This window comes from Methylosinus sp. PW1 (genome assembly GCF_000745215.1).
Lineage (GTDB): Bacteria > Pseudomonadota > Alphaproteobacteria > Rhizobiales > Beijerinckiaceae > Methylosinus.
Map to the genome: position 1 here is coordinate 1,655,316 of NZ_JQNK01000009.1, position 12,304 is coordinate 1,667,619.

The 12,304-nt window shown below is 67.4% G+C and carries 14 protein-coding genes; 7 read left to right on the forward strand and 7 right to left on the reverse strand.

Annotated elements, in window-relative coordinates:
* Positions 1–57 precede the first annotated feature (57 nt).
* The 3 genes from K369_RS17600 (at position 58) to K369_RS17610 (ending at position 3,151) form a co-directional block, all read left to right on the forward strand.
* A complete protein-coding gene (locus K369_RS17600; protein WP_245278227.1) occupies positions 58–774 on the forward strand; it encodes a uracil-DNA glycosylase family protein in 717 nt (238 codons plus the stop codon).
* A gap of 39 nt (positions 775–813) precedes the next feature.
* A complete protein-coding gene (locus tag K369_RS17605; RefSeq protein ID WP_051949365.1) occupies positions 814–2,370 on the forward strand; it encodes a pyridoxal-dependent decarboxylase in 1,557 nt (518 codons plus the stop codon).
* An 82-nt stretch (positions 2,371–2,452) separates the two neighbouring features.
* A complete protein-coding gene (locus K369_RS17610; RefSeq protein ID WP_036292865.1) occupies positions 2,453–3,151 on the forward strand; it encodes a spore coat biosynthesis protein F in 699 nt (232 codons plus the stop codon).
* Between the two features lie 17 nt (positions 3,152–3,168).
* Here K369_RS17610 and K369_RS17615 read toward each other — a convergent pair whose 3' ends face one another.
* Positions 3,169–3,477, reverse strand: a complete 309-nt coding sequence (locus K369_RS17615; protein ID WP_036292867.1) for a carboxymuconolactone decarboxylase family protein — start codon at positions 3,475–3,477, stop codon at positions 3,169–3,171.
* 112 nt (positions 3,478–3,589) lie between these two features.
* Here K369_RS17615 and K369_RS17620 point away from each other — a divergent pair, with 112 nt between their 5' ends.
* A complete protein-coding gene (locus K369_RS17620; protein WP_036292869.1) occupies positions 3,590–4,141 on the forward strand; it encodes a TetR/AcrR family transcriptional regulator in 552 nt (183 codons plus the stop codon).
* On the opposite strand, the gene cobU is transcribed toward K369_RS17620, so the two are convergent.
* From cobU to K369_RS17635, 3 genes are all read right to left on the reverse strand, one after another.
* A complete protein-coding gene (gene cobU / locus K369_RS17625) occupies positions 4,120–4,635 on the reverse strand; it encodes a bifunctional adenosylcobinamide kinase/adenosylcobinamide-phosphate guanylyltransferase (RefSeq protein WP_036292871.1) in 516 nt (171 codons plus the stop codon). The two genes, K369_RS17620 and cobU, sit on opposite strands and share 22 nt — an antisense overlap.
* Positions 4,636–5,021: 386 nt before the next feature.
* The gene (locus K369_RS17630; RefSeq protein ID WP_036292873.1) at positions 5,022–5,444 is read right to left on the reverse strand and encodes a SufE family protein; all 423 of its coding nucleotides are present in this window, start codon (positions 5,442–5,444) and stop codon (positions 5,022–5,024) included.
* Positions 5,445–5,526: 82 nt separating this feature from the next.
* Positions 5,527–5,904: a hypothetical protein gene (locus K369_RS17635; protein WP_036292875.1), complete on the reverse strand. Its 378-nt coding sequence runs from the start codon at positions 5,902–5,904 to the stop codon at positions 5,527–5,529.
* 244 nt (positions 5,905–6,148) lie between these two features.
* Here K369_RS17635 and K369_RS17640 point away from each other — a divergent pair, with 244 nt between their 5' ends.
* Both K369_RS17640 and K369_RS17645 read left to right on the forward strand, forming a co-directional pair.
* Entirely contained in the window at positions 6,149–7,945 is a 1,797-nt protein-coding gene (locus tag K369_RS17640; protein ID WP_245278228.1) for a PAS domain-containing sensor histidine kinase, read from the forward strand.
* Entirely contained in the window at positions 7,938–8,615 is a 678-nt protein-coding gene (locus K369_RS17645; RefSeq protein WP_036292877.1) for a peptidoglycan-binding protein, read from the forward strand. Before K369_RS17640 ends, K369_RS17645 begins: the two co-directional genes overlap by 8 nt.
* Positions 8,616–8,662: 47 nt before the next feature.
* On the opposite strand, the gene K369_RS17650 is transcribed toward K369_RS17645, so the two are convergent.
* Both K369_RS17650 and K369_RS17655 read right to left on the reverse strand, forming a co-directional pair.
* On the reverse strand, positions 8,663–9,688 hold the full coding sequence (locus K369_RS17650; protein WP_051949366.1) for a sulfate ABC transporter substrate-binding protein: 1,026 nt from the start codon (positions 9,686–9,688) through the stop codon (positions 8,663–8,665).
* Between the two features lie 109 nt (positions 9,689–9,797).
* On the reverse strand, positions 9,798–10,733 hold the full coding sequence (locus tag K369_RS17655) for an extensin family protein (protein ID WP_036292879.1): 936 nt from the start codon (positions 10,731–10,733) through the stop codon (positions 9,798–9,800).
* Between the two features lie 195 nt (positions 10,734–10,928).
* Between K369_RS17655 and K369_RS17660 the strand changes: the two genes are divergently transcribed.
* A complete protein-coding gene (locus K369_RS17660) occupies positions 10,929–11,744 on the forward strand; it encodes an outer membrane protein (protein ID WP_036292881.1) in 816 nt (271 codons plus the stop codon).
* A gap of 67 nt (positions 11,745–11,811) precedes the next feature.
* Here the strand turns inward: K369_RS17660 and K369_RS17665 are convergent, their stop codons facing one another.
* Positions 11,812–12,294 (reverse strand): DUF2852 domain-containing protein, encoded by a 483-nt coding sequence (locus tag K369_RS17665; protein ID WP_084570715.1) that lies wholly within the window; start codon positions 12,292–12,294, stop codon positions 11,812–11,814.
* Between the last annotated feature and the right edge of the window lie 10 nt (positions 12,295–12,304).

A 12,304-nucleotide genomic window follows, 5' to 3' on the forward strand; every position in this document is an offset into this window, starting at 1 on the left:
GGGGGACTCACGACATTTGTCGAATTTGATGGAATGGTCCCGCGAGGGAACGCAAAAGTGACCTTTTCCACCGAAAGCGAGGCCGTTCTGGCCGCGCTCCTCGCCGATGTCGGCGCCTGCCGCATCTGCGTCGAGCGGCCGCAGGGCGCGCCTCTGCCGCATGAGCCGCGGCCGGTGCTGCGCGTCTCGCCGCGCGCGCGGCTGCTGATCGCCGGCCAGGCCCCCGGAATGCGCGTGCATCGCTCCGGCCTTCCCTTCGACGATCCGTCCGGCGACCGGCTGCGCGATTGGATGGGCGTCGACCGCGAGACCTTTTATGACGTCTCGCGCATCGGCGTCGCCGCCATGAGCTTCTGCTTTCCAGGCTATGACGCCCATGGCGGCGATCTGCCGCCGCGCCGGGAATGCGCGCCGCATTGGCATGACGCGCTGTTTTCCGCGCTGCCGCGGGTGGAGACGGTTCTGGCCGTGGGCAAATATGCGCAGGCCTATCATCTGCGCCGTCTCGGCGTCGCGCTGCGCGCGAGCGCGAGCGTCACTGAAACGGTCGGACGCTGGCGGGAGCTTTCGGCGCTGCGGCCGAGGATCATCCCGCTGCCGCACCCCTCCTGGCGCAACACGGCCTGGCTGAAGCGCAATCCCTGGTTCGCGGAGGAGCTTTTGCCGGTGGTGCGGGCGGAGGTCGCCCGGCTGGCCGGGGCGGCCGGCCCGGCGAGAGCGGAAGCGGCGCCGCTCGGCGCGGCGATATTGCTTCGCAGCGCGAAAGCTGATTAGTCCTGTCCAACGACGTAGCTCCCGAGGATGAAAGCGGGAATGAACCACTCACAACGGCCGCCGAAGCCGATCGGCGCGGCCGTCCCGGCGCCCGCAGACGCCTCGCCCGCGGATCTCGATCCCACGGATTGGGAGGCGTTCCGCGCCGAGAGCCATCGCGCGCTCGACGCCATGATCGACCATCTCGCGACTCTGCGCGAGCGGCCGGTCTGGCGCGAGCCTTCAGCGGAGGCGCGCGAGCGCTTCCGGCGCCCGCTGCCGGCCGAGGGCCAGGGCCTTTCCGCCACGCTCGAAGATTTCGAGCGCTTCATCCAGCCCTACGCCAATGGCAATATCCATCCGCTGTTCATGGGCTGGGCGCAGGGCGCCGGCACGCCTGTGGGCATGATCGCGGAAATGCTCGCGGCGGGGCTCAACTCCAATTGCGGCGGCCGCAATCACATCGCGCTCGACGTCGAGCGGCAGATCGCCGCCTGGATGGCGGAGGCTTTCGGCTTCCCTCTGGACGCCTCCGGCGTCTTCGTCACCGGCACCTCCATCGCCAATTTCCTGTCGCTGCTGGTCGCGCGCGAGCATGCGCTCGGCGAGAAGAATGTGCGCAAGAACGGGCTCAAGGCGCTCGAGGAGCAGCTCGTCGCCTATGCCTCGCGGGAGGCGCATAATTGCGTGCGGCAGGCCATGGAGCTGGCCGGCCTCGGCGCGCGCCATTTGCGGCTCATCGAGTCGGACGGCTCGCATTCGCTGCGCATCGACGAGCTGAAGCGCGCCATCGCCGAGGATCGCGCGGCGGGGCTGCATCCGTTTCTCGTCGTCGGCACGGCGGGCGCGGTCGACACGGGCGCGATCGACGATCTCGACGCGCTCGCCGACATAGCGAAGGCGGAAGATCTCTGGTTCCACATAGACGGCGCCTTCGGCGCGCTGGCCGTTCTCTCGCCGGCGCTGAAGCCTTTGGTGAAGGGCCTCGAGCGCGCCGATTCCGTCGCCTTCGATTTCCACAAATGGCTGCATGTGCCCTATGACGCGGGCTTCTTCCTCGTCCGCGACCCGGAGGCGCATCGCCGCGCCTTCGCCGCCAACGCCGCCTATCTGACGCGCGCGCCGCGTGGGCTCGCGGCCGGCGAAATTTGGCCCTGCGATCTCGGCGCCGATCTCTCGCGCGGCTTTCGCGCGCTGAAGACCTGGTTCACCATAGAAGTCTTCGGCGCGCGGCGGCTCGGCGCCTGCATCGAGAAAAGCTGCGCATTGGCGCAGCGGCTGCGCGGCCATATCGAAGCCTCGCAGACTTTCGAGATGCGCGCGCCAGTGGCGCTCAATGTCGTCTGCTTCGGCGTGAAGGACGATGACGAGAGCGGCCGGCTCAATCGCGAGATCGTGATGGAGCTGCATGAGAGCGGCGAGGCGGCGCCGTCGCTCACTCTGCTCGACGGACATCCGACGATCCGCGCGGCGATCTTCAATCACCGCACGCGCGAGGCGGACATAGACGACTTCATGCAAATGCTGGAGCGCGCCGCGCAACGCGCCCGCGGCGAGCCGCCGCTGGCGCCGCTGCCGACGCCGCGCGAGGAAGGCGAGCCGCTCTCGCAGGATTGAGCGAGCGGCGAGCTGGCGTATCGCTTGCTTTTATCGTGCGAGGAAGGCCGCCGAGGGCGGCCGCTCACGAAAGGCGGCGTTCATGAACGTCCTCGCCATCATCTCCGCCGCGACGACGCAGGACGGCCGAGCGACCGGCGTGCTGGCGCCGCTCGCCGGCGCGCCGCTGCTGGGGCGGCTGCTCGATCGTCTCGCCCATGCGGAAAAGCTCGCCGGCATCGTCGTCACCACCAGCGACGAGCCGGAGGATGCGCCGATCCGCGAATTTTGCGCCGCGCGCGGAACGCCATGCCAGACCGGCGCGCGCGACGATCTCATCGGTCGCCAGCTCGCGGCGATGGCGGCGGCCGGCGCCAAGGGCGGCGTCTCGCTCGACGCCCGCAATCCGCTCATCGATCCGGCGCTCGTCACCCAGGTCGCCGATCTGCTGCAAATGACCGATGGAATGCTGGATTGGATCGGCAACACGCTGGCGCCGGCCTATCCGCGCGGCATGGAGATCGACGGCTTCACCGCCGCCGCGCTGACCGAGGCCGAGAAACGCTGCGGCGAGCCGGAGCAGCGTCGCCGCAGCCCGGCTTTTCTGCGCGAGAATGGCCGAATCTACCGCCCGCTGAGCCTGAAGGCCCCGCCGGAGGTCGCGCGGCCGGATGTGCGGCTCGACGTCGAGAGCCTCGCCGATCTGCCGCGCATAGAAGCGATTTTTCAGAGCTTCGAGGGCCGCACGGATTTCACGCTCGCCGAAATATTGGCCGCCGCCGATCGGCTGGCGGCGCAATAGCGCGCTTTTCCATACGCCTATTCCACGCCGGCGACATGGGTTCCATGGGTGACGGCGGCGCCGGCGCGCAGCGCCGCGGCGATGAAGACCGTCTCGGCCAGCTCCGTCTCCGTCGCGCCGGCGGCGATGGCCTGCTTGCGGTGGATCTCGAGGCAATAGGCGCATTGCGTCGTCAGCGCCACGGCGAGGGCGATCAGCTCCTTGTATTTCTTGGGAATAGCGCCGTCGGCCATCGCCGCGGCGTCGAATTGCCTGAAGGCCTCCCATGCGGCGGGCGCCGAGTCGCCGATCTTCTTCAGCCGCTTCACATTCTGCATATCGTACATGGGCTTGCCTCCCGGAGATCAAAGCTTACCTATCAGATGATAGGTTCGCACAATGCGCCATTGACGAAGTGCCTGTCAATGGCGCTACTCCCGGGCGGAAGGACGGAGTGGAATGGCGACGGCGCGACGCGGCGAGGTTACGGCCGCGAGGATTCTGGACAGCGCGGAGGAGCGGCTCTGCCGCTACGGCTATAATGGCGTGAGCTTTCGCGACATCGCCGCCGATGTCGGGGTGAAGAGCGCCAGCGTCCATTATTTTTTCCCCACCAAGCCGGCGCTGGTCGCCGCCGTGGCGCGGCGCTACGCCGATCTTTGCCTCGCGGAGCTGGGCGATCCACAGGCGCGAACGCCGGCCGAGGCGGTGGCGCTGGTGGCGGAAATGTTCCGCCGCACAGTGGCGGAGAAGAAGCGCATGTGCCTCTTCGGCATGTTGGCGGCGGAAGTGGGCGGCCTGCCGTCCGAGGTGGGCGCGGAAGCGCGGCGCTTCTTCGCCGAGACGCTGGCCTGGCTGCGCCTCGCCTTGCGCGGCGAGGCGGCCGAGGCGGAGGCGATACTCGCAGCTTTCGAGGGCGGCGTTCTGCTCGCCCGCGCCATGGATGATCCGGCGATGCTGGAGAAGGTGACGGAGCGCTTGGCCGCGCGTCACTTCACCACGAGCGGATAGCCGGCGACGACGAGATAGAGCCTCCCCGCCGCTGTGGCGACAGCCTGATGCAGCTCGCCGGCGGCGTCGCGAAAGCGCCGCGCCAGCGCATTCTCCGGCACAATGGAGAGGCCGACCTCCGAGGAGACGAGCACGGTCGACGCCCTCCGCTCGGCGAGCGCCTCGAGCAGCGCGGCGCGATCGGCGCGCAAATCCGCTTCGGCGAGCAGGCGATTGGTCAGCCAGAGCGTGAGGCAATCGACCAGCAGCGGAAGCTCCGGCGGCGCTGCGACAATGGCCGCGGCGAGCGCCTGCGGCGCCTCGACCGTGCGCCAATCCCCGGCGCGCCGCTCTCTATGCGCGGCGATGCGGCTCTGCATCTCCGCGTCGAAAGCCTGCGCCGTGGCGATATAGGTCCAGGGGCCGGGCTCGGCGGTCACGAGCCGCTCGGCGAAGGCGCTCTTACCGGAGCGTGCGCCGCCGAGGACGAAGGTCACATTTGGATTTTCGGTCATTCCCGACGGCGCCGAGCGACATGCGCGCGGCGCCGGCCCCTATTTGGACTTGCGCGTTCGATTGCGAAAATCGCTTCGCACTTTTCGGGACGATGCGCCAGAGGCGCCCCTTTCCCCGTCGAGCGGCTTCACACATTGCGAAGCACTCGGCCGTCATGGCCGGGCTTGTCCCGGCCATCCACGCCAAGCAACTGAGAAGCTAAAGGAAAGCGCCCGCTATCTTCGGATTCGTCCCCCAGGCCGGCTGCCCGTGGGCTTCCGCGTCACGCCAAACTTCAGAGACGCTTCGGCGTCCAGGCGTGGATGGCCGGGACAAGCCCGGCCATGACGTCGCGGGGGCGAGGATGTGCGGATCCGATAGCGCCGAGCGGCGGGATGGGCGAGGCTCACGCCGCCAGAGCGGCGCGCGCCTCGTTCTTGATGCGCTCGACCATGGAGCGGACGCCATTGCTGCGCTGGGGCGTCAGATGCTGGGCAAGGCCGAGCTCGGTGAACAGCGGCATGGCGTCGAGATCGATGATCTCATCGGCCGGACGGCCGGAATAGAGCGCGAGAATCAGCGCCACGAGCCCGCGCACGATATGGGCGTCGCTGTCGCCGCGCAGCGACAGCAGCGGCGCGCCGCGACCCTCGCGAATCACCTTGCTGTCGAGCCAGACCTGGCTCGCGCAGCCGCGCACCTTGTTCTCCTCGGTGTGGGCTTCATCCGGCAGCGGCTCCAGAGTGCGGCCGAGCTCGATGAGATATCGATACCGATCCTCCCACTCGTCGAGCATTTCGAAATTGCCGATGATCTCGTCTATCACCATTGTTCGCTCGCCCGCTCGAGACGCCTTTCCGACAGTTATATGGCCACTGTCCGTTTTGGCGCAATCGCCAGCGACGATGCAATCACGGCGCCGCGCCGAGGCCGGCGGGCCGCCGCGGCGGCTCGACCGAAGCCGTCGCGCGGCCGATTCGCTCCGCCGCCTGCAGGCAATCCATCGGATGCGCCATGCAATGGTCACGCGCGACAGCGACGATTCGGCTGGACGCCTCCTCGGCGAGATCGGCGAGCGCATCGCGGGCGAAGGCGACGGGCGAGGGCTCGGATTTCGATGGCTCGGATTTAGCGGCGGCTCGCGGCCTCGCGGGAGGATCGGCGAAAGCCCCTGCAGGGATGCGCGCCGCCACGGCGGGCGCGCGCGGCGCAGGACGGCGCTCGGCGTCCCGCAGAATGACGAGACAGACGACCCCGAAGAAAAACAGGCTCTTGAAGAGAAATCCCACGGCCGCCGCCTCGCTTCGCCGGCGGGGAGCCGCCGCGCGAGAGAAACGATGGCGCGCCGCCCTTACCGCTTCGTAAAGGCGCGGGGCTAAGAAGTCGCAAACCATATGCGTCGTTCAAAGCCCGTAAAACCCGAAATCTTCCATTTCTGTGGTCGGTTTAGCAGTCACTTAAGACCGATTTGTCACATTGCCCTCAATCCGGGAGCGTGTGATTTTGCGTAAGCCAGCTGCACCTTGGGCGACCGTGTCGAATGAATGGATCGAGCGTCTGGCGCAGTCCGGGCGCGCGATCGATTCGATGGAGCGCGCGCGTCGCGAAGCCTTCCTCCTGTCGCATCTCGTTCTGGCCGCCGGCGTGCTGATCGCGGCTCCGCTGTGGATCGTCGTCAATGGCGCGCCGACGCTCGGCGAGAGCGCGATCTTCGCTCTGGCGCAATTGCCGCTGCTGTCGGTGGTCGCGCTGCTGCGCCTCGACAATCTGAAGACCGCGCAATCAATCGCCGCCTTCGGCTGGCTGGCGCTCGCCGCGGCCTGCCTCTTCACCGGCGCGCATGTCGGCGCTGCGGCGCCCTTCGGCGCGCTCGCTCTCATAGAGGCGACATTCGCCTGCGATCTCGCGCTGATCTCGGCGACGGCCGCGGCCGCTCTCGTCGTGCTCGCCGTCGCCGCGCTGACCGCCGCGTCGGTCGGCGGATTTTTCGAGACGCTGCTGGCTGCGCCGCTGGTCCTCTATGTCGTGCTGCTGGCCCGCAGCGCGGCGAAGGTGGAGACGGTCCGCGCCGAGGCCGAGGCGCGCAATCGTCGCGATCTGCAGCTCGTCTCCGAGGCGGCGGGCGATCTCGTTATCGGCTTCGACGAGGGCGGCGCGGTCGCCTCCGTCGTCGGCGAGGCCGCCAAGACCTATGGGCTCGACGCGCGCGAATTGATGGGACGCGGCTTTTTCCAGCGCGTCCATGTCGGCGATCGTCCGGCCTTCCTCAAGCTCGTCTCCGACGCCATCGCCACTGGCGAGGCGATGCGCGCCACGCTGCGGCTGCGCATTGGCCATGCGCGCAACGAACGCGGCGAGTTCGTGGAGCCGGTGTTTCATTTCTTCGAGGCGCGCAGCAGCCTGGTGGAGGCCGCCGCTGGCGAGAGCACGGCCGGCGTCGTCTGCATTCTGCGCGATGTGACCGCCCAGCGCCACGCCGCCGAGACGATAGAGGCGGCGCGCCGCGAGAGCGAGATGGCCGCCGCCGGCAAGACGCGCTTCCTCGCCAATGTCAGCCATGAGCTGCGCACGCCGCTCAACGCCATCATCGGCTTCTCGGAAATGCTGGCGAGCGAGCAGCTCGCGCCGGCCGATCCGGCCAAGCGGCGCGAATATGCGGAGATCATCCGCAATTCGGGCCAGCATCTTCTCGCCGTCGTCAACACCATCCTCGACATGTCGAAGATCGAATCGGGCTCCATGCAGCTTTCGCCCGAGCCCTTCTCTCTGCCCGAGCTCGTCGATCAATGCGTGAGCATGATGCAGCTGAAGGCCGAGCAGGGGCAGGTGACGCTCTCGCGCGATTATACCGAGCGGCTCGAGGAGATCGTCGGCGACAAGCGCGCCTGCAAGCAGATCATCATCAATCTGCTCTCCAACGCCGTGAAGTTCACGCCCGCCAATGGCCGCGTGCGCATTCGTCTCTATCCAGACGGCAATTGCCTCGCGCTCTCCGTCATCGACAGCGGCATCGGCATTACCGCCGCCGATCTCGGCCGGCTCGGCGATCCTTTCTTCCAGGCCAGCGCCAGCCATGATCGCGCCTATGAAGGCACCGGCCTCGGTCTCTCCGTGGTGCGCGGCCTCGTCGGCCTGCATGGCGGAACCATTGCGGTGGAGAGCGCGCCGCGCAGCGGCACCAGCGTCACCGTGCGCCTGCCCCTCGATTGCCGTCCCTTTCAGAACAAGGCCCCCGCTCTCGCCAGGATCGAGACGATCGCCCGCCGCGGCGTCATCCGTCCCGCCGAGGAGCTCGAGGCCGCCGAAGACAGGGTGAAGAAAATTGCGTGAAGCTCTCGCCGGCACAAATCATGATTTTCTGCTCCGCGACGAGGATCGCGGCGAGACGCAGCGGCGCGGCCGCGGCGCCAAGGACAAGGCCAAGGCCAATAAGAAAGGCGCGCTGACCAGGCTGTTCGGCGGACGTCGGCGCGGCGTCGTCTTTCTCAGCCTCGCCGGCGCGACGGCGATCGGCGTGCCGCTGAATGCGCTGTATTTCCAGGACGGACGCCATCCGGCGCCGCTGTTCCGCGCCTTTGCGCCCGAACCCCGCGCGCCGGAGTCCCGCGCTGCGGTCGAGGCGCCGTCGCCGCCCGCGCGCCCGCAGGCCGCGACAGCGCCTGCCCAGCTGCAATCCATCCAGCCCGCGCCGGTCGCGCATGCGGCGCCCAAGCCCGCCGCCAAGCCGGACCCGGCGCGCGGCGAGAAACGCGACGCGATCGGGGCGCTGCTCGGGAATAAGGACGCGCCCAAGGCCAGTGAAGCCGACAAGAATGTGCAGGCCGCGCAGCGCGCGCTCGCCAAGCTCGGCTATGCGCTGCATGCGGATGGCAAGATGGGCGGCGCGACGAAGCAGGCGATCGAGAAATATGAGCGCGACAATCACCTTCCCGTCACCGGCGAGGTGACGCAAAAGCTGCTGCGCAAGCTGCAAGGCCAGGCGAGCGTCGCCGCGCACTGACGAAAAAGGGGAAAGAGCAGCGGACTCCAGCGTCCGCCGCTTTCGCGTCAGGGCTTCTGCATCTCGTCGAAGAGCGCGCCATCGACGAAGAATTTCTTCTGCGCCGCCGGCCAGCCGCCGAAGACCTTGTCGATCGTCACCAGATCGAGCTTGTGGAAGCGCTTCAAATCCGCTGGCGCGGCGAATTCCGGCTTCGATGGGCGATAGCCGTGCTTGGCGATGAGCGCCTGACCGGCCGGCGTGTAGAGGAAGCCGAGATAGGCTTCCGCCGCCTTGCGCGTTCCCTTGGCGTCCACATTGCCGTCGACGATCGACACCGCCGGCTCGGCGAGAATGGATAGCGACGGAACCACGATCTCGAATTTGTCCTTGCCGAACTCGTCTATGGCGAGAAAGGCCTCGTTCTCCCAGGCGATGAGAACGTCGCCGAAGCCGCGCTGAGCGAAGGTGGTGGAGGAGCCGCGCGCGCCGGAGTCGAGCACGGGCGCGTTCTTGTAGATCGCCTTCACCAATTCTGTCGTCTTGGCCTCGTCGCCGTTGAACTTCTTCAAGCCATAGGCCCAGGCGGCGAGAAAGTTCCAGCGCGCGCCGCCGCCGGTCTTGGGATTGGGCGCGACGACGACGACGCCGGGCTTGGCGAGATCGTCCCAATCCTTGATCCCCTTGGGATTGCCCTTGCGCACGAGCAGCACGATCGTCGAAGTGTAGGGCGAGGAATTATTGGGCAGGCGCTTCTGCCAATCGGCCGGAATCTTGCCGGTCTTGCTGGCGATGGCGTCTATGTCGTTGGCGAGAGCGAGCGTCACCACATCGGCGGCGAGCCCCTCTATCACCGAGCGCGCTTGCGCTCCGGAGCCGCCATGCGAGGCTTGGATCTGCACGTCCTGGCCGGTCTTCTTCTTCCAATCGGCGGCGAAGGCCTTGTCGACGGCCTTGAACAGCTCCCGCGTCGGATCATAGGAGACGTTGAGCAGAGTCTCGCCGCAGGCCGCCGACGCGAAGCTCAATGAAAGCGCGAGGCCGATGGCGCGCAAGAACCCGCGATACGGGAAAAGACCGGACGTCGTCTGCATGTCGCTCCATAAGAATATCGGAGGTTTCCGTTCGATCGGAAAGCGCTCCTAGTCTATGAGATCGACATTCATATCGGCAATCATGCGCCCAGCGCAACCCGCGCGAGAATCAGCGCGCGTGCGGGCGGATGCTGGAGGTGACGTCCCAATCCTTCGGCCCGCCTTCGGGCGAGAGCGCCGAGGGCTTCGGCCGCACGGGCGGCATGGGCGCGGCGAGGATGAGGCTGTCATTGACGCCGCCGCGCGAGGCCTGCGCCTGAAAAGCGGCGAGCGGCGGCTGGGCGCCGGGCGTGTCGACATCGTCGTCGTCCGGCCCATGGGCGACGAGCTGCGGATCCTGGCCCGGCGGCGGCGCGACGTCACGCGGAACCGGCTTGCAGATATGCCGATCGCCATTGCGGCCATGCATGGCGAGATCGACATGAATATGATTGTAGTGAAAGGCGTTGGAGCCGGGCGACAGCACAGTGGTGAAATGCCGGCAGGAGCCGCCATGCACCTCGGCGAGAAAATCCTTCACCTGCTGCTCGCCATGCGTCCAATCGCGCACGATGGAAATCTCGCGCCCGTCGGCGAGCACGAAGCCGCCGATATCGAGCGCATTGCCGAAGGAATGTTCCGAGAGCGGCGCGCCCGCCTGCGCATTCATGCCGCGGCAGGAATAGGAGCCCATGGAGTTGATCTGCGCCACCGGCTGGCCGAAGCGCGCCATGGCCGAGGGCTGCACCACATCGGCGAGCCATTGGTCGAGCTCGGCCACCATGGAGCAGTCGAGCGTCGCCCGCGCGTTGAAGGCGACCGCGCCGCCCTGCAGCGCAGTGACCTTCAGCGGCCTGGTGAGGCCGCAAATGCCCGGACCGTCAATCTCGGGCGCGAATTGCACATAGGCGGTGGGCTGCACGCGCTTTTCGGCGAGGCAGGCGTTCTCGGCGTGCGCGCGCCAGGCCGGGCGCTGCGGCTTGGCCATGAAGCCGCAGCCCGACAGCCCCGCCGCGGCGAGCGGCGCGAGGGTGAGCAGCAGCAATGGCGTTATGCGGCGAGCCATGCCGCGACAATGGCGGCGGGGCGTTAACGCGACGTCGAGAAATTTGGTTAACGCCAGCGTTTCTCGAACGTTAGCCGGAATGGCGCGGCGGCCGGAAATTTCGGTTTGACGAATCTCTCCGTATCATCGCTTAGTGCGAATCGAGCCTAATGGCTCAAATCCCTTTCGATTTCGAATTTGGAAAAGAGTTCAGCGATGTCCACACGATTCTGTCTCGCAGGGGCGATGCTCGCCCTCGCCTCCGGCGGCGCGGTCGCCGCCGATCTTCCGTCACGCAAAGCCCCGGCTCCGATCGCGGCTCCGGCGCCCCCGCTCTGGACCGGCTTCTACGCCGGCGTGAACGCCGGCTACACGTTCCAATCCGACAGCAGCCTCGCTCTGTCGTCGACCTCCTTGTCGCCGCTCGCGCCGATCATCGCCTGGGCGGCGGAGGCCAATGGCCTCTTTCGCGCCGGCTCGGACGGCTTCATCGGCGGCGGCCAGGCCGGCTATAACTATCAGCTCGGCGATTTCGTCCTCGGCTTCGAGGCGGATTTCCAAGGGCTGGCGACGGGCGACGGCGGCTCCGACACTCTGGTCACAGCGCGCTTCGCCGCCAACACCTTCTTCTCGGACAATCGGGCGTCGAAGAGCCTCGATTTCCTGGGCACGGCGCGTGGGCGCGTCGGCTATCTGGCGACGCCGACGCTGCTGCTCTACGGAACCGGCGGCCTCGCCTATGGCGGCGTGCGCAGCGCCGCTTCCGTGTTCCAATTCTCCGCGAACAATGGATTCTTCGGCGCCGGCGCGACGAGCGCCTCCGATCTTTTGATCGGCTGGGCGGCCGGCGGCGGCGCCGAATGGAAATTCGATCCCAATTGGAGCGTGAAGCTCGAATATCTGCGCTACGACCTCGGCCGCCTCGAGCAGAGCTTCACTCTGTTCCGCCCGGTCGGCCCCTTCGCCGCCTCCCACACATCGGCGCGCTTCGAGGGCCATGTCGTGCGCGTCGGCGTGAATTATCACTTCTGACCTGCGGCCCGAATAAAAAAGCGCCGCGGCCGTTTCCGGCCGCGGCGCTCTTCGAGAGCGGAGACGCTCAGCTCTGCGGCTCGCCGCGATCCCGGCGCGCGCGCATGAAGGATTCGAATTCCGCGCGATCACGCGCGCGGCGCAGCTCGTCTATATGCTCGGCGAACTCGCGCTCCGCCTCGGCGAGCTTGCGGCGCTCCTCCTCGAGGCGGGCGAGCTCGCTCTCGCGCCAATCGTCGAAAGCGACATTGCCCGAGGAGCGCATGAAGCCCGGACCGCGCCAGCCGCCGGTCGGGCCGGGCTGGCCGGTCGCCTCTTTCCAGCGGGCCTGGACATCGGCCGCGCGCTCCTGCGCGAAGGCGAAGAGATCGCCCTCATAGCCCATCTTCCGCTGCCACACTTTGAAGAGCACGATAGCGAGGCCGATCGGCCAGAAGACGATAAAGCCCAGAACCATCGCCAGAAGCTCGAGCGGCTTCCATGGCCGTCCGCCGTCTCCGAAGCGATAGTGAGATTCATGGCCCATGCGGGAGTGACGATGACAGCCCATGTTCGGACTC